Origin of the sequence: Microtetraspora malaysiensis (genome assembly GCF_050947145.1) — a bacterium.
Lineage (GTDB): Bacteria > Actinomycetota > Actinomycetes > Streptosporangiales > Streptosporangiaceae > Microtetraspora_A > Microtetraspora_A malaysiensis.
The window spans coordinates 1,804,207-1,825,398 of sequence record NZ_CP191998.1 but is presented as its reverse complement, the minus strand read 5'-3'; the positions used below and the strand labels follow the sequence as shown (position 1 = coordinate 1,825,398).

The window sequence follows — 21,192 nt, the reverse complement described above, 5'->3', positions numbered from 1 at the left end:
TACGCGGACGGCCCGGCGGCTCAGCAGAGGATCTGGCCCTCGGACAGCGCGCCGTCGATCGCCCAGGCGGCGTTGACGAGACCGATGTGGCTGAACGCCTGCGGGAAGTTGCCCAGCTGCCCGCCGGTGACCGGGTCGATCTCCTCGGCCAGCAAGCCGACGTCGTTGGTGAGGGAAACGGCGCTCTCGAACACCTCGCGCGCCTGCCCGACCCGGCCGGCCAGCGCGAGGGCCTGAGCCAGCCAGAACGTGCAGAGCACGAACGTGCCCTCCCCGCCCTCCAGGCCGTCGTCGGCACGGTACCGGTAGACGAGGCCGTTCTCCCCGGTGAGCCGCTTCGCGATCGCGTCGATGGTCGCCAGCATCCGCGGGTCGTCGGCGGGCAGGAAGCCGACGATCGGCATCATCAGCACGGACGCGTCCAGGTCGGCCGAGTGGAACGCCTGGGTGAAAGCGCCCGCCTCCGCGCTCCACCCGTCGCGGAGCACGGCCCGGCGGATCTCGTCCCTCGCCTGCTGCCAGCGCGGCACGCGCTCGGCGGCGTCCAGCCGGTCGGCGAGCTCGATCGCCCGGTCCAGCGCGACCCAGCACATGACCTTCGAGTACACGTAATGGCGGGGATCGCCGCGGATCTCCCAGATACCGTGGTCGGGGCGGCTCCACTGGCAGGCCGCCGCGTCGGCCAGCGCGGCCAGGAAGCCCCGCTCGTCCGGGTCGATCCAGGTGAGCTGGTCGGCCAGCCGCCCGGCCGCGCCGAGCAGCGCGCCGTACACGTCGATCTGGGCCTGGCGCCAGGCGTCGTTGCCCGTGCGGACCGGCCGGCTGTCCCGCCAGCCGCGCAGGTGCGGCAGCTCGCGCTCGCTGAGGTCGTGCTCGCCGCCCACGCCGAACATGATCTGCAACGCCCGCCCCGGCTCGTACGTCGCGGCGGCCGTCGTCATGAACGAGAAGAACTCCTCGGCCTCGTCCGGGCAAGCGGCGACCCACAGCGCGTCCATGGTGAAGCTCGCGTCGCGTACCCAGGCGTACCGGTAGTCCCAGTTGCGCATCCCGCCGGCCTCCTCCGGCAGCGACGTGGTGGGCGCCGCCACGATCGCGCCCGTCGGCTGGTAGCTGAGGCCCTGCAGGACGCGCCCCGAGTGCCGCACCAGGTCGAGGTACGGCCCCTCGTACGCCTGGTGCACCCGCGACCAGGCCCGCCACGAGGTCAGGGTGGCCTCCAGGTCGGCGGCGATCTCCTCGGGCGAGCGGCGGCCGGGGTCCGGCTGGTCCAGCGCCGCCCAGCAGAGGGCGAACCGCAGCACCTCGCCCGCCTCCAGCGCCACCGTGCCGACGGCCTCGTCTCTGGCGATCTCCAGCTCCACGGGGGACGACAGGACGATCCGGCCGGAGCCACCGCGCGCCCTGACCCCGCCGTCCATCCGGGACAGCAGCGGCGTGACCAGGCCATACTCCGGTCGCGGCCGGTAGCGGATCTCCACCTCGGCCGAGCCGCGCACGCACATGACGGAGCGGAGCAGCGTGTGCGGGGCGGCGGCGCCCAGCCGGTGCGGGTCCGGGTCCGCCCCGGTCGCCATCGCGTCGGTGAGAACCACCGCACCGGTCCCGGTCTCGAAGACCGTCTGCAGCACCAGCGTGGCGTCCATGTAGTGCCGCGAGACCCTGTACGGCGCGGCCGGGCGGATCGACCACGACCCCGCGTCGTCGTCGAGCATCGCGGCGAACACCGAGGGACTGTCGAAACGCGGCATGCACAGCCACTCGATCGTGCCGTCCCTGGCCACCAGCGCCGCGGAATGCCGGTCGGACAACATGGCATAGTCGGCGATCGGAGTCGTCGTCATGATCCCTCCGGGTGCACTCGGGGTGCCCGCCCTCCCTCCACTGTGGACCAAGGCGGAAGGACCCGGCCGCTCGCCCCTCTCGCTGAGCCGCCGCCGTCCGGTGCGCGCCCCGCGCGGAAGCGGGCAGAAGGAGACCGTGGACAAGTCTCAGCTCACCGTGACCGCCCATTCCGACGCGAGCCCGGAGCGGGTGTTCGCCGTGCTGACCGACTGGCCGAGGCACGAGGAGTGGATGTTCCTGACCCGCGCGCTGGTCACCGCGGGGGACGGCCACAGCACCGGCAGCGGCCTGGCCGCGTTCACCGGGGTCGGGCCGCTCGGCTTCCTGGACACCATGGAGATCACCCGGTGGAACCCTCCGCACACGGTCGAGGTGCGGCACACCGGGTGGCTCGTCCGGGGGACCGGCGCCTTCCACGTGCTGCCGCGCGCCGGGGGCGGCAGCACGATCGTGTGGCGGGAGGAGCTCGACCTCCCCCTCGGCCTGGCCGGACGGCTCGGCTGGCTGGCGGCCAAGCCGATCAGCGCGGCCGTGCTGCGCCACTCGCTGCGGCGCCTGGCCGAGCTGAGCCAGGACAGAGAGTGACTTCGGCACCCGGCGGCCTCTGGGACGCTGGAGCGGCCCACCACAGGAAGCCGCCGAGGTGCCGTATGAACCCGTCAGAGATCCACGAGCGTTCCCGGACGAGCGCCCTCACGAGCGGCCGGATGGCCGCGCTGCTGGCCGCACTGCTCACCGTCGCCGCCGGGCTCGGGATCCGGGCCGTGGCGGACGGACCGGTCGCCAAGTACGGCGGGGACGCGCTCTACACGCTCCTGCTGTACGCCCTGGTCCTGGCGGCCGCCCCAAGGACCCGCCCCACGGTCGCCGCGTCCGTGGCGCTCGCCGCGAGCTGGGCGGTGGAGTTCTTCCAGCTCACCGGCATACCCGAGGAGCTCGCGGCGCGCAGCGTGCTCGCCCGCCTGGTCCTCGGCACGACCTTCAACCCGACCGACCTGTTCTGGTACGCCGCCGGAGCCGGGGCGGGCTGGCTGCTCCACACCCTGGCCGGCCGTACGCGGCGGGGTCGGGCGGCCGAGGCTCAGCGGGCGAGCCGCCGGTAGCGCCGGGCGGACAGCGGCAGGAAGACCAGCGTGAGCGCCACCGGCCAGGCGACCGCGAGCGGCAGCGCGTGTGCGGCGGCCCAGGAGTCGCCGCCCCAGCCGGGGTTGCCGAACAGCTCGCGGCAGGCGGCGACGGTCGCCGACAGCGGGTTCCACTCCGAAAGCGCCCCCATCCAGCCGGGCATCAGCTCCGGGGAGACGAACGTGTTGGCCAGCATGGTGAGCGGCATGAGCGGCATCCACGCCGCGCCCGCCGACTCCGGGGTGAGGATGAGCCCGAGATAGATGCCGACCCAGATGAGCGCGAAGCGCAGGAGCAGCAGCAGCCCGAGGGCGGTCAGCGCGTTCGCGAGGCCCCGGTGCCAGCTCCAGCCGACCGCGAGGCCGCACAGGAGCAGCACGGCCAGTTCGAGCACCGAGTTGACCATGTCGGCGACGGCGCGGCCGAGCACCACCCCCGTCCGGGAGATCGGCATCGAGCGGAACCGGTCGGTGACCCCTCGCGCCGCGTCGTTGGTCACGATGATCATCGTGGTCATCACGCCGAGCGTCATCGTCTGCCCGAACATCCCGGGCATCAGGAACTCGCGGTAGTCGCCGCCTCCGGCGACGTTCATGGCGCTGCCGAAGACGAAGCCGAACAGCAGCACCATCACGATCGGATACAGCAGCAGGTTGAGGATCGCGGCCGGGTTCCGCGCCAGGTGGACGAGGTTGCCGCGGGCGATCACACACCCGTCCGCGAACGTCCAGTACAGCCGCTGCACGCGGGAGCGGGGGATCACGGGGGCGATGGCGGTCGTCACGCGGCCACCCGCTTCCCGGTCGCCTGCTCCCCGTCCGCCTTTCCGGCTGTCTGCTCCCCGGCTCCCTGCTTGCCTGCGCCGGGCGCGGGCTTCCCGCCGGTGAGGCTGAGGAACACCTCGTCCAGGGTCGGCCGGCGCAGGGCGATGTCCTCGACCGCGACGCCGCGCTCGCCCAGCTCGCCCACCACCTCGGTCAACGCCCCGATCCGGTCGCGTACGGGAGCGATCAGGCGGCGGGCGTCGGGGTCGGCGACCGGTTCGGCGCCCGCCGCGGCGGCCAGGACCCGGGCGGCCTCGGCGAGGTCGGCGGCATCGCGGACGACCAGGTCGATCTGGTCACCGCCGATCATCGACTTGAGCTCGTCCGGCGAGCCGTCCGCGATCACCCGCCCGGAGTCGATGACCGCGATCTGGTGGGCGAGCTGGTCGGCCTCGAACAGGTACTGGGTGGTCATCAGCACGGTGCTGCCCGACGCGGCCAGGTCGCGGACCGCCTGCCACACCTCGTTGCGGTTGCGCGGATCGAGCCCGGTGGTGGGCTCGTCCAGGAACAACACGCGCGGGGCGAGGACGAAGGCCGCGGCCAGGTCGAGCCGGCGCCGCATGCCGCCGGAGTAGTGCTTGACCCGCTTGTCCGCGTCGCCGGCGAGGCCGAACCGGTCGAGGAGCTCCCCCGCGCGACGGCGGGCAGTGGCCCGGTCCAGGTGGTAGAGGCGGCCCCACATCTCCAGGTTCTCCCGGCCGGTGAGGATCTCGTCGACGGCGGGGTTCTGCCCGGCCAGACCGATCCGGTAGCGCACCTCGGCGGGCCGGTCGGCCACGTCGAAGCCCGCGACCAGCGCCCGCCCGGCGTCGGCGCGGAGCAACGTGGTCAGGACGCGCACCGCCGTGGTCTTGCCCGCGCCGTTCGGCCCGAGCAGGCCGCACACCGTCGCCTCAGGGACGGTCAGGTCGAACCCGTCGAGGGCCTGCGTGGCGCCAAAGCGTTTACGCACCCCTTCTGCGACGACTGCAAAGGAATCCATGCGCCTCATTGTGGGACATCAATGTCCCAAAAACAAGCGCGACAGTCTCGTTGTGGTGGCGCTGTTAGCCTTTGGCCGTGAGCGCGACCCGGCAGCCCCCCTCCCGCACACCCGCCTCAGGCACGCCCGAGGCGGGCGAACCCGGAGAGCGGAAACCGAAGGCGCCGGAATCCGGCGTGCGGGGGCGCACCCGGCGCGCCATCCTCGCCGCCGCCGCCTCGGCGCTCGCCCGCGACCGCGGCGCCACGCTGGCGGACATCGCGGAGGCGGCGCAGGTGGGCCGGAGCACGCTGCACCGCTACTTCCCCGACCGCCATGACCTGCTTAACGCGACCATCGTCGACTCGTTCCGGGTGGTCGAGCAGTCGATCGCGGCGGCGGCCGTCGACCAGGGGCCGCCGCGCGAGGCGATGCGCCGCCTGATCACCGCCATGGTGGACGTCGGCGACCGGCTGGCGTTCCTGTTCGGTGATCCGCGCGTACTGGAGGAGAACAGCGCCTGCTTCGAGCCGGATGCGTCGGTGCCGACCGCGCTCAGCCTCATCGAGCGCGGCCAGGCCGAGGGCGTCTTCGACCCCCAGGTCAGCGCCGAGTGGATCCAGGAGATGCTGTACGCGATCACCTACACGGGCTGGGAGGCGGCGGAGAGGGGCCTGCTCCCCCGCCACGGCGTCACCTCGACCGTCATCCGCACGTTCGAGAACGGCCTGGCCGTCCGCCCCTGATCCGCCCCTGATCCGACCGTGGCGCCGTCACGCCTGCCGGGCGCGGAAGGCGGCGGTCTTGACCCGGTTCTGGCAGGGCGTGGAGCAGAAGCGACGGGTGCCGTTGCGCGAGGTGTCCACGTAGACGCGGTCGCAGTGCGGCGCGGTGCACACGCCCAGCCGGTCGTACAGGTCGCTGCCCAGCACGACGGCGAGGCCGGTCGCGCAGCTCGCCGCCCAGTCACCGGCGAGCGTGCCGCCGCGCCCGTGGAAGTGGACATGCCACGGCTCCCCGTCGTGCCGGTCGAGGTGCGGCCGCGCGTCGGTCTCGGCCAGGAGCCGGTTCGTGTGGTGCGCCGCCGCGTCGATGTCGCCGGCCGCCACCGACTCGAAAACCGTCCGCAGCGCCTCCGCGACACCGGCCAACTCGTCCGCCTGCTCCGCGCTCACCTCGTACGACCGGGAGGCGCCGGGGGCGACGGCCCGGCTGACGGCGTCGGTGCGCTCCTCGCCCGAAGGCGGCGCGTACAGCCGGCCGCGCGACTCCCCGGCGGTCAGCGTGTTGACGAGGGCGACGGCGACCGCCACCACGGCATCGGTGTGACTGTTGAAGTTCACTTGACCAGTTACGCCTTCTGTTCTAGTTTGTGACTGGCAAAAGCATATGTGACGGTCACAAGGAGGGTTCATGCTCACGTACGACACCGCGCGGAAGTGGATCGACCGGTGGGACCGCCAGCAGGAGGGATACCTCCCCGGCCGTGAGGACCGGTTCAAGGCGCTGATCGACGCGGTCGAGGTGGGGGTGGGACGGCCCGATCCCCTCGTGATCGACCTCGGCTGCGGCCCCGGCTCGTTGTCGGCCCGCCTGCTGCGCCGGCTTCCGTGGGCCACGGTCGTCGCGGTGGACACCGACCCCCTGCTGCTGTCGCTGGGTGAGGCGGGGTACGGCAAGACCACCGGGCTGCGCTTCGTCTCCGCCGACCTGCGCACCCCCGGCTGGAGCGAGCGGCTCGGTCTCGACCGCCCGGCCGACGCCGCCGTCAGCACCACCGCGCTGCACTGGCTGCCCGAGGAGCGCCTCAGGGCGATGTATGCGGAGCTGGCGGGCGTCCTGCGGCCGGGCGCGCTCCTCCTCAACGGCGACCACCTCAACTCCGACGAGACGACCCCGACCCTGGCCAGGCTCGAACGCGCCGTCCACCAGAACGAGGAGCGCCGGGTCTTCGGCGACGAACGCCCGGAAGACTGGCGCCACTGGTGGGACGCCGTGCTCGCCGACCCGGCGCTCGCCGAGGCGGGCGAGGCGCGGCGCCGCAGCGCGGCGGCCGTCGCGCACGAGGGGTCGGAGTCCGGCCTCCTGTCCCAGCACGTGAACGCCCTCCGCGACGCGGGCTTCGGCGAGATCGGCACGCTTTGGCAGCGCGGGAACGACCGCCTCCTGTGCGCCGTACGGTCGTGAGCCGTCACGGGGCCGCCGGAGGAGCCTTCCTGGCCGAACCCCGATAGAGCTCGGGATCGTAGCGGCGGTCACTCTCGTCCAGCTTGGTGTGCGCCACCTCCACCAGGTCGACGCCGATGACGTCGGCCAGGCGGACGAGGTAGGCGGTCACGTCGCCGAGCTCCGAGCGCACCCGGGCGAGGGTCCGCGGATCCAGGTCCGCGGACTCGGCCGGCGTCAGCCACTGGAACTCCGCCACCAACTCACCCACCTCGCCCGCGAGCGCCATCGCGAGGTTCTTCGGGGTGTGAAACTGCTCCCAGTCACGGGCGCGGGCGAACTCGCGCAGCCGTACCGCCAGTCGCTCCAGCTCGTTCGTCACGTCTCGCGACCCTACTCCGGCCCGGGGGCCCGGGATTCACCCGCGGATCGCGACGACGTAGACAGGGAACGGTGCCCGGGACGGCGGTCCCGGGCACCGGGGAAGGCGATCAGTTCGCGCCGCTGATCCGCTTCAGGTCGTCGGCCGTGAGCGCGACCGGGTTCTCGGGCAGCTTGGACGGCTTGCCCGCCGCGTCGAGGGGGTACTGCCCCTGGACCGGGTTGAGCAGTGCGGCGGGAGCGTCCGGATACGTCTGAAGGAAGAGGACGTAGCCCGTCTCCTGCTTGAGGGGGTGCGCCTCCGCCTCCTGGTAGGTGATGCCGTCGAGCCGCCCGCCCAACTGCTGGATCTCGATCGTCTGGCCGGGCTGGACGGCCCCCTTGTACGCCTTCTTCACCTCGGCCCGGTAGACGGAGATCACCACCGGGTCGGCCTCGGCCGCCTGCTCCGCCGGCACTCCGGCCGCCGGGTTGAGCTGGGGATCGTCGCTCGTCGTGTCCGGCTTGAGCTCCTGGACACGGACCGGCGCGGCGCTCACCGTGGCCTCGATCACGACGTCGGCCTTCTGGAAGAGGTTGTTCGCCGAGTCGTAGGCCGGATAGTCGGCGTGATAGGTGATCGTCCGCCCCTCGCCGGACGCCGACGTTCCGGAGCAGGCGGCCATCGTGGCCGCGGACGCGACGAACACGAGCGTCACGGCGAGCCGCCGGGAAACCCTCGCCATCAAGCAAAGCGCGGACCCGGCCGGCGACACCCGGCGGGAGAGGCGGCCGCCGCGTGTTCCACGGCGTGGGCGGGGAAAGGGCATGCGTCGACTCCGAATCTCTGGGCGAGATGGCACGGCCATCCCGCACCCTGAAATACGACGAGGCGGCCAAGTCGGTTCAGAGCCCTTGATCGCCACCCGGACAGCAACCAGACAAATCTGGTAAATCAACGACAAGAGACGCAGTAAAGAATGGAGTGACGAGCGGCCTGCGGTCTCTCAGTCCGCTCTCACATGGCACACGTAGAACGAGGCCATGAACGAAGCTGTCCCCCCGAAGGTGTTGGTCGTCGACGACGAGCCGAACATCCGCGAGTTGCTGTCGGAGGCGCTCCAGCTCAACGGCTTCGCCGTACGGACCGCGTCGAACGGGCGGCGAGCGCTCGACGCGGTGGCGCGGGAGCGGCCCGACCTCGTCGTGCTCGACGTGATGCTGCCCGACCTCGACGGGTATGCGATCGCCCGCAGGCTGCGCGACAGCGCCGACAGCCCGCTCGTGCTCTTCCTGACCGCCAAGGACGCGGTGGCCGACCGGATCGCCGGTCTGACCGCGGGCGGAGACGACTACGTCACGAAGCCGTTCAGCCTGGACGAGGTCGTCCTGCGGATCCGCGCCATCCTGCGCCGGATCCGGCCGCCCGAGGAACGGGCCGACGACGGGGTGCTGCGGTACGCGGACCTGGAGCTGGACGCGGAGACCCACACCGTACGCCGCGCCGGACGGGCGATCCACCTGTCCCCGACCGAGTTCAGCCTGCTGCGCTACCTGATGATCAACGCCGAACGCGTGGTCAGTAAGGCGCAGATCCTCGACCGGGTGTGGGAGTACAAGTTCGACGGCGACAGCAGGATCGTCGAGTCCTACATCAGCTACCTGCGGCGCAAGATCGACGTGGACCGACCGCCCCTGATCCACACCCTGCGCGGCGTGGGCTACCGCCTGTCGGGCCCGTCATGAGAGCGGTGGGACGTCCGTGGCCGTTGCGGCACCGGCTGCTGGCGGCCCTGCTCGGCCTGTGCGCGGCGGGTCTCACGGTCTTCGCCGCGGCCGGCGTGCTGCTGCTGGACCGGTCGCTGCTGTCACGGGTGGACTCTCAGCTCGCCGAGATCGCCACCTCTTTCGGCAAGCACCCGCCGACCGGCCCGCCCCCAAGCCTGGCGGACGCCGGACCACCCATGACACCCGCGCCGGCCGTGGACATGGAGCTGCCGACGCGCTTCCAGGTCGCCTTCTACGACTCGTCGGGAACCCTGCTCCGGGAGGTGCCGAGCGGATCTCCCGAACGCCCCGCGATCCCCACCGAGGCGATCACCAGGGTGCCGGACGGCCCGATCACCGTGCCCGGCACGACCGGGTCGGGCGGATGGCGCGTCCTGGTGGTGCACACGCCATACGCCGAGCGGATGGCGGTGTCGATGTCGCTGGAGTCCAACGCCTCCACGGTGCACCAGCTGCTGGTCATCGAGGTGGCGGCGGGCGCGCTCGTGCTGTCGCTGCTCGGCGCGGTCGCGCTCGTGGTGGTGCGGCTGGGGCTGCGCCCGCTCACTCGCATGGAAGGCACGGCACAGGCGATCGCGGCCGGGGAGATCGACCGCAGGGTCGGCGACGCCGATCCCCGCACCGAGATCGGGCGGCTGGGCGGGGCGCTCAACGTCATGCTGGAGCGCCTGGCCCGCGCGCTGCGCGAGCGCGAGCGCTCCGAGCGGCGGCTGCGCCACTTCGTCGCGGACGCCTCGCACGAGTTGCGCACCCCGCTCACCTCCATCCGCGGGTTCGCCGAGCTGTATCACCACGGGCACGCGCCGCGCGACCCCGCCGCGGAGCGTGTCATCCGCCGCATCGAGGGCGAGGCGGCCCGCATGAGCGTGCTGGTGGAGGACATGCTGCTGCTCGCCCGCCTCGACCAGGAGCCCTCTCTGGACCAGACCGCGGTGGACCTGCACGTGCTGGCGGGAGACGTCGTCCACGCCGCCCAGGCGCGCGACCGCGAGCGACCGATCCACCTGGCCGTCTGCGACGACCCGGTCTTCGTGCTCGGCGACGAGCGCCGCCTGCACCAGATCATCACCAATCTCGTCGGCAACGCCGTCACGCACACGACGAGCGACACGCCGGTGCGGGTCGAGGTCAGCCGCCGGGCCGCCGCCGGGCCTCCCCCTGAAGGCGTCGTGTGCGCCGGTCCCGGTCCCGCCGCCCATGCCGAGGCGGCGCTGATCGAGGTGCGCGACGACGGGCCGGGCATCGCCCCCGAGCACCTGCCGTACGTGTTCGACCGGTTCTACCGGACCGACACGAGCCGCTCGCGCCACCAGGGCGGCACCGGCCTGGGTCTGGCCATCGCCGCGGCGCTCGTCGAGGCGCACGGCGGCCGGATCGAGGTGACCAGCTCCGCCGGGCACGGAACCGCCTTCCGCGTCCTGCTGCCGCTGCATGTGCCCCGGGACGCGGACTGCTGAGAGCCCCCTCGGGCGACGCCCGGGAGGCAGCGTTGTTCACTCTCCGTTTCGAGGCCGTTCACACACTATTCCCAGCTTTGTCCTGTCAGATGTGCTCTGACCCGGAAGGAGGCACATGCTGCAAAGATTCCGCAAGCGTGCCGTCCCCGCAGCTCAGAGCGGTGAACAGGCGAGATCCGCCGGCGACGGGGACGACGACGCGGGCCACCGGCTGCGCGCCCCGAGCAGGCTGCACGCCTTCAACAGGTACGAGATCAAGTACCTCGTCGACACGGCGGCGGCGGCCGAGCTGCGGCAGGAGATCGAGGGGAGGCTCGACCGCGACAGCCACAGCGGCGACACCGGCTACGGCATCTGGAGCGTCTACTACGACACCAGACATCTGCGGTTCTACTGGGAGAAGATCGAGGGGCTGAAATTCCGCAGGAAGCTGCGGGTGCGGCATTACGGCGACCGCTTCACCGTGAGCGCGGACACGCCGGTGTTCGTGGAGATCAAGCAGCGGATCAACCGCGTCACCCAGAAACGCCGGGTTCGCCTGCCGTATCGGGACGCGCTGCAGTTGTGCGACCGGCGCGAGATGGTCGAGCACGAGCCCTCGCAGCGGGCGTTCCTCGAAGAGGTGCTGGACCTGATCCTCCGGCTCGACCTGCGGCCGACCGCGATGACGGGCTACCAGCGCCACGCGTACGTCGGCAGGGACGCCGACGTGGGCCTGCGCGTCACCTTCGACCAGCGGATCCGCGGCCGCGACCGGGACTTCCACCTCGGCGCGGACACCGAGAACCGGCTCATCATCCCCGCCGGCAAGACCATCGTGGAGGTCAAGGCCAACGACCGGGTGCCGTACTGGCTCACGGACCTGACCGCCAGGCGCAACCTGCAGGTGGTGCGGGTCTCCAAGTACTGCCAGAGCGTGGAGGCCTACGGGCTGGCGCCGCGCTCGATCTTCCACGTTCCCGACCACGACCTTGACCGATCGACCGTTCTCTCGGAGGCCTGACCCCCCATGGACTTCACCTTCCAGGACCTGTCCGGCACGTTCAGCGTGGCCGACATCGCGATCGCCATGGCGCTGTCGTTCGTGCTCAGCGCGATGATCGGCTGGGTCTACCGGGCGACGCACCGCAACGTCTCCTACAGCCAGTCGTACGTGCAGACACTGGTCATCCTCGGCATGCTGATCTCGCTGATCATGCTGGTGGTCGGCTCGAACATCGCCCGCGCCTTCGCCCTGGTCGGCGCGCTGTCGGTGGTGCGCTTCCGCAACGCGATCAAGGAGACCCGCGACGTCGGGTTCATCTTCCTGGTCATGGGCATCGGCATGGCCGTCGGCACCCGCTTCTACCTGCTGGCCGTCGTGGCGGCGGTGGCGATCTCGCTGATCGTCATGGTCATGAACCGGTTCAACTGGTTCGCGCTGAACGTCCGGCGCCAGGTCGTCAAGGTGCAGGTGCCCTCCGACGAGGACTACACCCCCGCCATCCAGGACGTGCTGATCCGGCACACCGACGAGTTCGAGCTGGTCAGCATGGAGTCGATCAGGGCGGGCGCGCTGACGGAGCTGATGTACACGATCAAGATCAAGAAGGGCAGCGAACCCGCCGACGTGATCGCCGCTCTGCGCGAGCGCAACCACGGCCAGTCGGTCACCGTGCTGACCGGATACGACCAGACCGACCTGTAGGCCACCGTGGCGCATCTCAAGCACCGGATCCCGGTCAGGCTCCGGCACAACTGGAAGCTGGTCGCGACCTGCGCGGCCTTCCTCGCGATCTGCGCGGGCGTCTTCGGCAGCGGGACGATCCGCCCGTACGTGACCACCGTACGGACCGCCTCGGCTACGACCGTGACGCAGAACCTGACCGGGACCAAAGAGCTGTTCGACACCTCGGTCCCGCACGAGGTGAAGATCACCTTCAGGGACGAGGCGTACCGGGACATGCTGAGCGAGTACTTCACGGACGGGGAGAAGAAGTACGTCGAGGCGGACGTGACCATCGACGGGACCACGATCCCCAGCGTCGGCATCCGGCTCAAGGGCAACTCCACGCTGGCGGGGCTGACCTGGAAGGACAAGTCCCGCATGGACCGCCGCGGCGTCCCCGGCGGCGGCAGGCTCCCGGACGGCGTGAAGCTCCCGGACGGTTTCCAGCCGCCCGCGAACGCGCCGGCGCCGGGCGCGGGGGCGGAGCAGCCGTCCCCGTCTCCGTCCCCATCTCCGTCCTCGTCCCCGTCTCCGTCCATGAGCCCGAGCCAGGCCGACGGAACGACGTCAGAGGGACCGGCGCCCGACGGCCAGACGACCGGGCAGCGTCCCGGAGGCGGCATGTTCGGCGCCACGCTGAAGGCCGAGGAGCCGGAGAACCTGCCGTGGCTGATCCGATTCGACGAGTTCGTGAAGGGGCGTCGCTACCAGGGCCACAGCCAGGTGGCCGTACGGCCCGCGGCCATGCAGTCGGCGACGCTGCTCAACGAGGCGCTGGCCAGCGCGCTGGTCGGCGCGGCGGACGAGCCTACGCAGCGAACCGCCTACAGTTCCTTCACGGTCAACGGCCGCGCGTCCACGCCGCGCCTCATCGTGGAGTACCTCGACGAGGGGTACGCCGAGGCACTGGGCGACGGCGTGCTGTACAAGTCACTGGCCAGCAGCACCTTCGCCTACAAGGGTGAGGACCAGACGGAGTACACCGCCGACTTCAAGCAGATCAACAAGCGCGGCGAGCGTGATCTCCAGCCGCTCATCGACCTGGTCAAGTGGGTGGAAGGGTCCTCCGACGAGGAGTTCGCCTCCGGGCTGGCCGAGCGGCTAGACGTCGAATCGTTCGGCCGCTACCTGGCGCTGCAGAACATCATGCTGAACTTCGACGACATGAGCGGCCCGGGCCGCAACTACTACATGTGGTACGACCTGGGCACGAAGAAGTTCCGCGTGATCTCCTGGGACCTCAACCTGGCCTTCGGCGGCGACGCCACCACGGGCGTGAACGACACGGTGGGGATGGGGTTCGGTGGTGGCGGCATGCGCCCCGGCGCGCAGCAACCAGGCGGACAGGGCCGGCAGCAGGGACAACCGCCGCAGGGCTTCCAACCGCCCGAAGGCTTCCAACCCCCGGCGAACGCCGACCAAGCCGGTCCGGGTGGTCCGGGTGGGGGCGGCCGTAACGGTGGCGGTCCCGGCGGTGGCGGTGGTCCCCGCATGGGACACGCGCTGAAGGAGCGATTCCTGAAGACGGCCGCCTTCAAGGCGGTCTACGAGGAGCAATACCGCGCCCTCTACCGGAAGCTCCTCTCCGGCGGAACCGCCACCACGCTCCTCGACGGCATCGTGAGCTCCTACAAGCTCAACGCCGGGGCCGACACCGCCAAGATCGAGTCGGAGGCCGCGTCCCTGCGTACGATGCTCCAGACCCGCACCGAGACCCTCCGCTCCGACAAGGCGATCAGCGGCGGCTGACGGCGACGACCGCAACCGTCGGCCGCAGGCCCAGACCGCCGGATCCCCATCCGGCGGTCGAGCGGTGCGGGCGATGCGGCGATGGAAACGGTGAGCGCCGGGACACGTTCGTCCTCGGTCACCACTGAGGTCACCACTGACGCCCGGTCAGGGGTCAGACGGGGCAGGTTTCGCGTTTGGCGGTGAGGTCGAGGGTCTTCTTGATCGAGCTCAGGCCGAGTCGCTTCGATTCCGGGCAGAACTTGCTGAGTGCCAGGGAGTACTCGGCGTGGAAGACGGGCTTGCCCGCCTTGATGAACGGGGTCAGCGAGGAGCACTCGCGGTACTGGGCGCACTGCTCGTTCACCGCGAAGTCGAAGTCGCCGACCAACTGCGGGATCTGGTCGAGGTCGTTCTTCAACCCGATCGAGAGGCCGTGCTGGTGCGCGACCTGGGCGAGCATGCGGTTGAAGGCGAGCTGATGCTTGGCGGTGACCGGGAAGCCGGAGTCCTGCTGGTAGGCGTCCACCAGGTCGGCCTCGACTCCGTCGAAGCCCTTCGCCTTGCACTGGTCGAGCCGGGCCGACCAGATGCGCTTGAGTACGTCGATCTGCCGGATGTCGACCCACCGCTCCTGCGGCCAGCCGTCGACCTGGTTCCCGAGGATCGACTTCGGGAAGTCCTTGAAATCGGGACGCCCCTGCTCGGCCGCCCCGATGTCGATGTAGCAGACGACCTTGCGGCCCATGCCGTGTAAGGCGGACACCGTCGAGGCGGGCGTGTCGAACAGGTCGACGTCGTACACATCGGCCTTCACCGAAGTGTCGATCTTGCCGGAGAGCTGCCACTGCCAGGTCACCCCGGCCTTGGGGCGCCACCAGTCGCCGGACGCGGCGGAGGCGGCGTGCGCCGACGTCTGGAGGCCGGCGACGCCGATCGCGGCCAAGGCGAGGGCAATGATCCGAGGGGGTTTGATGATCACGACGGGACTATAGCTCTGCGGGTCGCCATGAGGGGCAGCCATCGGGAAGATCGGCCCGCTGGATGAAGGCGAGAATCTCGGAGCACGATGTGCCCCTTCTCAGGAGATCTCCCTCATGGTCCACGACCAACGAGCGCCAACGAGAAAGTTGGACACAAGCCTGTACGTTGCCCGTGGTCTAAACCTTTGGTATCGCCCTCACGTCGACTTTGGTTCGATGGCTTTGCCCTGATTGAGGAAGATTCGCGGAGGAACCGCTGGGAGGGTCGAGGAAGAGATTCCTCGACTCCGAAGGCGGTCATGTTGATCCTCCAGTCACCCAGGTCCCTGGTTCTGTCGGTGGTGGCCGCGCTGGGACTCCTGCCGGCCACCGCCGCCGTCGCGGGCACGACAACCGGTACGGCCGCCACGGCGCCCGCGATCTCCTGGGGGGCGTGCACCGGACTGCCCGTTCCCACCACGGGCCTGGACTGCGGCAAGCTGACCGTGCCGCTCGACTACGGCAACCCGAGCGCCGGGACCATCGACGTCGCGGTGATCAGAGCGAAGGCCACCGGCACCCGGATCGGCTCACTCGTGATGAACTTCGGCGGCGACGGCCGCGGCGTCATCGACCTGGCGGCGAGCCACCAGAAGTACGCGGACCTGCGCAAACAGTACGATCTGGTGAGCTTCGATGCGCGCGGCTCGGGCGCTACCTCCCCGGTGACCTGCGGCCCTGGCGCCTCGATCGACCGCCTGTTCGCCGTCAACCCGGGCGTCAGAAACCCCGCCGACCGTAAGGCGTTCCTGGGGGCGACCGCCGACTTCGTCCGTACCTGCGAGAAGGAGTCGGGCAGGATCCTGCCACATGCGGGCATGGGCGACACGGCCAGGGACATGGACGGGCTGCGCGCGGCGCTGGGCGAGAACAAGCTCAACTACTACGGGATGTCCCTCGGCAGCGTCCTCGGCGGCGTCTACGCCACCCTGCATCCCCAGCGGGTCGGCCGGATGGTGCTGGACGCCGGGCTCAATCCCCGGCAGTCGGTGCTCGAGGTGCAAACGCAGCTCACCCGCACCTTCCAGCTCTTCTACGAGAGGTTCCTGGCCGGGTGCGTCAAGAAGGGCTGCGACCTGGGCAAGGACACCAAGGAGGTCAACAGCGCCGTCGAGGGACTGGTCGAGCGGCTCAAGCGCAAGCCGCTCGAGGTCGGCGACCGCCGGCTCGGCGCCAGCCTGGCGATCGCCACCCTGCATGCAGCGAGCGGCGGCGAGGCGTACTGGCAGGAGCTGGAAGCCAGGCTCGCCAAAGCGATCAAGGGCGACGGTGGTCCCCTGCTGGAGCTCGCCGACGCGATGACCGGTCGCCAAGGCGACACCTACAGCCCCTTCGGAATCTTCGGCTCGGCCCCGTACGGCAGCGCGGTCTACTGCCGTGACCGCGACCGGCCCGCCATACGGGACCTGCCCCGGATCGAGGCCAAGCTGACCCGTATCTCCCCGATCTTCGGCCAGCTCAGCCCGACGACCGCCTTCATGATCCCCTCATGCGCGCAGTGGCCGGTGCCCGTCGACCCCGAAGGCCGCACGGTCAGGCACACCGGCCCGGCCCCGATCGTGGTGATCAGCTCGAAGCAGGACACGGCCGCGCCGACCAAGGAGGCGGCGAGCCTGAGCAGGCAACTCACCAACGGCGTGCTGGTCACCTACGAAGGCGACCTGCACGGCGCCTACCCGGCCGGTGGTCCCTGCATCACCGGCGTCGTCGAGGACTACGTGGTGAACGGCAAGGTCCCCGCCAAGGGAACCTCCTGCCCCGCCACCTGATCGCCGGCGTCTCCGTCACCCCCACGCCGTGACTCTCGGCGATCGACACGGCAGTTGCGACGGCGGCGGCGAGCATCAGCCGATCTTGCGGAGCACCACACCGCGCAGGCGGTCGGTTGCCAGGTAGCCGGTGTGACGTGAGTCGTGCGAGCGATCCGGGTTGTCGCCGAGCACGACCAGGTGGCCGGCCGGCACCCGTGTTCCCGGCGCGGTCCGCGGCGCGGGCACGGTGTCGCGCGGGATCGCGTCGCCCGGCAGGGCCGCCGCTTGATGATCCAGCGGGCGCCCACGCCTGTCTCGGGGTCGGGGCGTCCGGAGAGCACGACGACCTGGCCGGCGAGCAGCGAACCGGGTGCCGCCCGCTTCTACGCTGTTCACCCTGGTCAGCGGCCGGAATCACTGATCAAGATTGTGTGCCCCCTGCAAGATTCGAACTTGCGCTCCCGGCTCCGGAGGCCGGACGAATTCATGCTTCCGACCTGCGGGAACGCTCTGTACACACGCGCGCCTGTACGTCTCCGGACGTGATCAAGCCACGAGGCCTCTGAGGCGGCGAATCGGTGACGAGTGGTTCCTCCAAGACCGAATTTGAGTCAGCATGATCCAGTCGTTGTGGTGTGGGAGGGCGGATGGTCGTGTTCGCGTGCGCGGGATGCGGTGTCGTGCTGACGGCGCGGGTGTCACGGGTCGCGCTCCCCGTCCACGCCGGTCAGCATTACGGCCATGAACTGCTGCCTGCGCTCCTGGAGCCCGGGACGTACGCGGTGAACCCAGAACCTTTCGGACCGCCGAGGCGGCGATGGGAGGAGGTGGGGGCGGACGAAGCGGAGGCCCGCGGCGTGTATGCACCGGTCTACTCCCTGTCGTACGGGCCGCCCGGAACGGTAGGGGTTGCGCCCGGCGATGTTCGCGGAACCGTTCTGATACCTGAACGGTGCGACGGTTACTGTTTGGGGCTGGACGGGCGAGACGGTCCGAACCTGGCGTGCGAGGAGTGCGGGCAGGCGGTTGCGACCCGCATTGACGACTGCACGCTCTGGCAGGTGGTGTGGCTGGACCCGCGCGCCGTGCGCCCAGTCAGCGTCGAGGGCCCCGCTCGCCGGGTGGTCGGCTGGGAGGCACTACGGGAGGAACATCCGGGCACGCCACCTATCGAGCAGCCCGGATGGTGGAGCCCGGTGTGGACCGCGGCGGTCGCGGTGGCGCTGGCCCACCTGCTGGCGGCGTCGGGCGGCAAGCGAGTGGCCGTCCCCGACGGACCGGTCGCCGAGGCGTTTCGCAGGGCGATCGACACCTTTCTCCCGCCGGGACCACCGACTCGGGACCTTGTCTTGGCCGGTCCGGGCCTGCCCGCCACGGTCACGGACCTAGCCCTGGTACCGCGGCATCCGCAGACTGATGAGGTGTGGCCGACCAGTGCACGGGGGGCGGTGCCGCTGGCTGCTGACGTGTGGATGTACATGGCCTTCCACGACGATCGGCGACTTGTTCCAGCGGCGAATGGGATGCCTGACGGTGTCCGCCGCGACGATCCGCCGCCACTGTTGCCGTGGAGTCCGTTCCGGCCCGATTGGAAGGTGTTCCTCAGTACATTGGCGCGCCTGCCGGAGGTTCGTCAGCCGTGGTTACGCGCCATCTATGACCAGGTGAGAGACCGCCGATACCAACACCCGTTCTCGTAGACGATTTCGCGACCATTCTCGGCGGCAACCTCGTGCACCGCCCCGACTCCACGAGCGGACGCCTGATCCGTCATCGATGAGGACGACACGGCCACTGGGACGCAGAACGTACTGGCCTCATCCGACTGCACGGACACCATGGAGGCGGCGTACCACTGGAACTGCATTCTGAACCCGTTGTCGAAGGCGAATTCGGCATCGAGCCGCCACCCCAGGTCCGCGCAGAACGTCTTCGACCCGTCGACGTCCGACACAGGAATGACGATGGCGACACCGGTCGGGCCGGCGCCAGAGGGTGAGGACCCGAGCAGGTGCTGGAGGCCATCGACCGGGCCTGGCACCACCGAACTGCGCAGCGGTTGATCAGCGGGACGCGTGGTCCTGGCGCCCGGCGTGCGCGCGGAGCGCGGTGGCCACCTCCCCGGCCGCACCGAGCTGCTCGGGCGTCAGCGCGTCGACGAACAGCTCCCGTACGGCCCGCAGATGCGGCACCGTCGCCGCCTGGAACGCCTCGGCCCCAGCGGCGGCCAGGACGACCTCCGCCCCTCGGCTGTCGGTGACGCAGTCCTCCCGCCCGATCAGCCCGCGCCGCTCCATCCGCCCCAGGTGGTGCGACAGGCGGCTGCGCTCCCAGTTGATGTGTGCCGCCAGGTCCGAGGACCGCATCCGGTGGCCCTGCGCCTCGCTCAACGCCAACAGCACCGCGTAATCGCCCGGCGAGAGCGCGGAGTCGCTCTGCAGCCGCGCCGAGATCACCGCCCTGAGCGCCTCGGCCGTCTCGATGTAGTCCCGCCATACCCGCAGCTCGTCCGCCGTGGGCAGGCTGCGCTTCCGCGTCATCCCCGCCTCCTAGTTGACATGTCAATCACATCATACATAATTGACGCGTCAATCACATCGGGCGAAGGAGGCCTGTCATGTCTGATCTCGTGTTCGGCCTGGACACCTTCGGCGACCTGCCGGAGGACGACCACGGCGAGCTGATGACCCACCCCGAGGCGATCCGGCAGGTGGTGAAGGAGGCGGTGCTGGCCGACGAGCTCGGCGTCGACGTCATCGCGCTGGGCGAGCACCACCGCCCGGAGTTCGCGATCTCCACCCCCGAGACCGTGCTGGCCGGCATCGCCACGCGCACCGAGCGGATCCGCCTGTCCTCGGGCGTCACCGTGCTGAGCTCGGACGACCCGGTCCGGGTGTTCCAGCGCTTCGCCACCGTCGACGCGCTCTCCAACGGCCGCGCCGAGATCATCCTCGGCCGCGGCTCGTTCACCGAGTCGTTCCCGCTGTTCGGCTACGACCTGGCCGACTACGACGAGCTGTTCGAGGAGAAGCTCGACCTGTTCGCCAAGCTGCGGGACGAGCGGCCCGTCACCTGGAAGGGCAGACTGCGGCCCGCACTCGAGGACGCCGACGTCTTCCCGAAGACCGCCTCGGGCAGCCTGCCCACCTGGGTCGGCGTCGGCGGCTCGCCGCAGTCGGTCGTCCGCACCGCCACGTACGGCCTGCCACTCATGCTGGCCATCATCGGCGGCCCGGCCAAGCGGTTCGCCCCCTACCTCGAGCTGTACCGGCGCGCCACCGAGCAACTCGGCACCACCGCGCACCCGGTCGGTATGCACTCGCCCGGATTCGTGGCCGACACAGACGAGGAGGCCAGGGAGCTGTTCTGGCCGCGCTATCGGGTGCTGCGCGACCGGATCGGCGCGCTGCGCGGCTGGCAGCCGATCCGCCGCGAGGAGTACGACGCCGAGGTGGAGCACGGCTCTCTCTACATCGGCTCGCCAGAGACAGTCGCCCGCAAGATCGCCGACGCGGTCGGCACCCTCGGCGTCGGCCGCTTCGACCTCATCTACACCGCGGGCTCGCAACCGGCGAGCGCCCGCCTGCGGGCCGTCGAACTGTACGGCAAGGCCGTCATCCCGATGGTCCGCGACCTGCTCGGAAGGAGTGACCGATGAACGAGACCATCGGCGTGCTCGGCGCGGGCAAGGTCGGCACCGTGCTGGCCAGGCTCGCGCTGGCCGCGGGCTACAAGGTGCTCATCGCCGGGTCGGGCGATCCGGCGAAGATCGCGCTCACGGTCGGCGTGCTCACTCCCGGCGCGGTCGCGACCACGGCGGCCGACGCCGCGGCGCGCGGCGATCTCGTCATCCTGGCGCTGCCACTCGGCAGGTACCGCACGGTGCCCGCGGCGGAGCTGCGCGGCAAGCTCGTGATCGACGCGATGAACTACTGGTGGGAGGTGGACGGCGTCCGCGACGACCTCACCGACCCGGCGACGTCCTCCAGCGAGATCGTGCAGGCTTTCCTGGCTGGGTCCCGCGTCGTGAAGGCCTTCAACCATCTGGGTTACCACGACCTGGAGGACGAGGCCCGGCCCGCGGGCAGCCCGGGACGCAAGGCCATCGCGATCGCCGGCGACGACCCGGCCGGTCTCGACGCCGTCGCCGCACTGGTCGACGCGCTCGGCTTCGACCCGGTCGTGGCCGGGCCTCTCGCCGAGGGCGTGCGGTTCCAGCCGGGGACGGCCCTGTTCGGGGCCGACGTCGACGCTGCGGAGGTCCGGGCCAGGCTGAAGAGCTTCCCTCAGCTCTGAGAACAATTCAAAGGAGTCAGGATGTCTCACCCCGTCGATGCCGGTCACGCCACTCCCGAGCTGACCGAGCTGGTGCTCTCCCTGTTCGAGCAGAAGGCGGCCGCGTCCGCCGCCGGGTTCTTGGACCGGGCGCGGGACCTGCTGTCCTACGGGCTCGG

At 70.6% G+C, this 21,192-nt stretch carries 22 protein-coding genes; 13 read left to right on the top strand and 9 right to left on the bottom strand.

Annotated features, from left to right (window positions below; all coding sequences use genetic code 11):
* Window positions 1–20: 20 nt before the first annotated feature.
* Window positions 21–1,844, bottom strand: coding sequence for a glycoside hydrolase family 15 protein (locus ACQP1V_RS08940; protein ID WP_433420774.1), 1,824 nt, complete (start codon window positions 1,842–1,844; stop codon window positions 21–23).
* Between ACQP1V_RS08940 and ACQP1V_RS08935 the strand changes: the two genes are divergently transcribed.
* Both ACQP1V_RS08935 and ACQP1V_RS08930 read left to right on the top strand, forming a co-directional pair.
* Window positions 1,843–2,430, top strand: coding sequence for an SRPBCC family protein (locus ACQP1V_RS08935; protein ID WP_433420771.1), 588 nt, complete (start codon window positions 1,843–1,845; stop codon window positions 2,428–2,430). The genes ACQP1V_RS08940 and ACQP1V_RS08935 overlap by 2 nt on opposite strands.
* A gap of 65 nt (window positions 2,431–2,495) precedes the next feature.
* On the top strand, window positions 2,496–2,948 hold the full coding sequence (locus ACQP1V_RS08930; RefSeq protein ID WP_433420768.1) for a DUF2809 domain-containing protein: 453 nt from the start codon (window positions 2,496–2,498) through the stop codon (window positions 2,946–2,948).
* On the opposite strand, the gene ACQP1V_RS08925 is transcribed toward ACQP1V_RS08930, so the two are convergent.
* Both ACQP1V_RS08925 and ACQP1V_RS08920 read right to left on the bottom strand, forming a co-directional pair.
* On the bottom strand, window positions 2,927–3,754 hold the full coding sequence (locus ACQP1V_RS08925) for an ABC transporter permease (protein ID WP_084259606.1): 828 nt from the start codon (window positions 3,752–3,754) through the stop codon (window positions 2,927–2,929). The genes ACQP1V_RS08930 and ACQP1V_RS08925 overlap by 22 nt on opposite strands.
* Window positions 3,751–4,779 (bottom strand): ATP-binding cassette domain-containing protein, encoded by a 1,029-nt coding sequence (locus ACQP1V_RS08920; RefSeq protein ID WP_433420766.1) that lies wholly within the window; start codon window positions 4,777–4,779, stop codon window positions 3,751–3,753. Before ACQP1V_RS08920 ends, ACQP1V_RS08925 begins: the two co-directional genes overlap by 4 nt.
* Before the next feature lie 77 nt (window positions 4,780–4,856).
* Here ACQP1V_RS08920 and ACQP1V_RS08915 point away from each other — a divergent pair, with 77 nt between their 5' ends.
* On the top strand, window positions 4,857–5,504 hold the full coding sequence (locus ACQP1V_RS08915) for a TetR/AcrR family transcriptional regulator (protein ID WP_433420763.1): 648 nt from the start codon (window positions 4,857–4,859) through the stop codon (window positions 5,502–5,504).
* Between the two features lie 27 nt (window positions 5,505–5,531).
* On the opposite strand, the gene ACQP1V_RS08910 is transcribed toward ACQP1V_RS08915, so the two are convergent.
* A complete protein-coding gene (locus tag ACQP1V_RS08910; protein WP_433420761.1) occupies window positions 5,532–6,101 on the bottom strand; it encodes a CGNR zinc finger domain-containing protein in 570 nt (189 codons plus the stop codon).
* A 70-nt stretch (window positions 6,102–6,171) separates the two neighbouring features.
* On the opposite strand from ACQP1V_RS08910, the gene ACQP1V_RS08905 reads away from it, so the two are divergent.
* A complete protein-coding gene (locus ACQP1V_RS08905) occupies window positions 6,172–6,945 on the top strand; it encodes a class I SAM-dependent methyltransferase (RefSeq protein WP_433420758.1) in 774 nt (257 codons plus the stop codon).
* A gap of 4 nt (window positions 6,946–6,949) precedes the next feature.
* On the opposite strand, the gene ACQP1V_RS08900 is transcribed toward ACQP1V_RS08905, so the two are convergent.
* Together ACQP1V_RS08900 and ACQP1V_RS08895 are read right to left on the bottom strand one after the other, a co-directional pair.
* Complete coding sequence (locus ACQP1V_RS08900; RefSeq protein WP_387412844.1) at window positions 6,950–7,306, bottom strand: nucleotide pyrophosphohydrolase; 357 nt, start codon at window positions 7,304–7,306, stop codon at window positions 6,950–6,952.
* Between the two features lie 109 nt (window positions 7,307–7,415).
* Window positions 7,416–8,030 (bottom strand): hypothetical protein, encoded by a 615-nt coding sequence (locus tag ACQP1V_RS08895; RefSeq protein ID WP_433420754.1) that lies wholly within the window; start codon window positions 8,028–8,030, stop codon window positions 7,416–7,418.
* Window positions 8,031–8,328: 298 nt separating this feature from the next.
* Between ACQP1V_RS08895 and ACQP1V_RS08890 the strand changes: the two genes are divergently transcribed.
* From ACQP1V_RS08890 to ACQP1V_RS08870, 5 genes are all read left to right on the top strand, one after another.
* Complete coding sequence (locus tag ACQP1V_RS08890; RefSeq protein ID WP_387412841.1) at window positions 8,329–9,030, top strand: response regulator transcription factor; 702 nt, start codon at window positions 8,329–8,331, stop codon at window positions 9,028–9,030.
* Window positions 9,031–9,035: 5 nt separating this feature from the next.
* Window positions 9,036–10,529, top strand: a complete 1,494-nt coding sequence (locus ACQP1V_RS08885) for a HAMP domain-containing sensor histidine kinase (RefSeq protein WP_433420751.1) — start codon at window positions 9,036–9,038, stop codon at window positions 10,527–10,529.
* A gap of 115 nt (window positions 10,530–10,644) precedes the next feature.
* Window positions 10,645–11,532 carry a polyphosphate polymerase domain-containing protein gene (locus tag ACQP1V_RS08880; protein WP_433420748.1) on the top strand — a complete coding sequence of 296 codons (888 nt, stop codon included), beginning with the start codon at window positions 10,645–10,647 and terminating at the stop codon, window positions 11,530–11,532.
* A 6-nt stretch (window positions 11,533–11,538) separates the two neighbouring features.
* Window positions 11,539–12,216 (top strand): DUF4956 domain-containing protein, encoded by a 678-nt coding sequence (locus ACQP1V_RS08875; protein ID WP_433420746.1) that lies wholly within the window; start codon window positions 11,539–11,541, stop codon window positions 12,214–12,216.
* Window positions 12,217–12,222: 6 nt separating this feature from the next.
* Window positions 12,223–13,986, top strand: a complete 1,764-nt coding sequence (locus ACQP1V_RS08870; RefSeq protein ID WP_433420743.1) for a CotH kinase family protein — start codon at window positions 12,223–12,225, stop codon at window positions 13,984–13,986.
* A 154-nt stretch (window positions 13,987–14,140) separates the two neighbouring features.
* On the opposite strand, the gene ACQP1V_RS08865 is transcribed toward ACQP1V_RS08870, so the two are convergent.
* Complete coding sequence (locus ACQP1V_RS08865; RefSeq protein ID WP_433420741.1) at window positions 14,141–14,947, bottom strand: endo alpha-1,4 polygalactosaminidase; 807 nt, start codon at window positions 14,945–14,947, stop codon at window positions 14,141–14,143.
* Window positions 14,948–15,247: 300 nt separating this feature from the next.
* Between ACQP1V_RS08865 and ACQP1V_RS08860 the strand changes: the two genes are divergently transcribed.
* Complete coding sequence (locus ACQP1V_RS08860; RefSeq protein WP_433420738.1) at window positions 15,248–16,756, top strand: alpha/beta hydrolase; 1,509 nt, start codon at window positions 15,248–15,250, stop codon at window positions 16,754–16,756.
* 75 nt (window positions 16,757–16,831) lie between these two features.
* Here the strand turns inward: ACQP1V_RS08860 and ACQP1V_RS08855 are convergent, their stop codons facing one another.
* Window positions 16,832–16,984, bottom strand: coding sequence for a S26 family signal peptidase (locus ACQP1V_RS08855; protein ID WP_433420735.1), 153 nt, complete (start codon window positions 16,982–16,984; stop codon window positions 16,832–16,834).
* 401 nt (window positions 16,985–17,385) lie between these two features.
* On the opposite strand from ACQP1V_RS08855, the gene ACQP1V_RS08850 reads away from it, so the two are divergent.
* Window positions 17,386–18,438, top strand: coding sequence for a hypothetical protein (locus tag ACQP1V_RS08850; RefSeq protein ID WP_433420733.1), 1,053 nt, complete (start codon window positions 17,386–17,388; stop codon window positions 18,436–18,438).
* A gap of 363 nt (window positions 18,439–18,801) precedes the next feature.
* On the opposite strand, the gene ACQP1V_RS08845 is transcribed toward ACQP1V_RS08850, so the two are convergent.
* Complete coding sequence (locus ACQP1V_RS08845; RefSeq protein ID WP_433420731.1) at window positions 18,802–19,278, bottom strand: MarR family winged helix-turn-helix transcriptional regulator; 477 nt, start codon at window positions 19,276–19,278, stop codon at window positions 18,802–18,804.
* A 77-nt stretch (window positions 19,279–19,355) separates the two neighbouring features.
* Between ACQP1V_RS08845 and ACQP1V_RS08840 the strand changes: the two genes are divergently transcribed.
* Window positions 19,356–20,396, top strand: coding sequence for an LLM class flavin-dependent oxidoreductase (locus ACQP1V_RS08840; protein ID WP_433420729.1), 1,041 nt, complete (start codon window positions 19,356–19,358; stop codon window positions 20,394–20,396).
* Entirely contained in the window at window positions 20,393–21,034 is a 642-nt protein-coding gene (locus ACQP1V_RS08835) for an NADPH-dependent F420 reductase (protein ID WP_433420726.1), read from the top strand. Before ACQP1V_RS08840 ends, ACQP1V_RS08835 begins: the two co-directional genes overlap by 4 nt.
* Window positions 21,035–21,192: the final 158 nt, after the last annotated feature.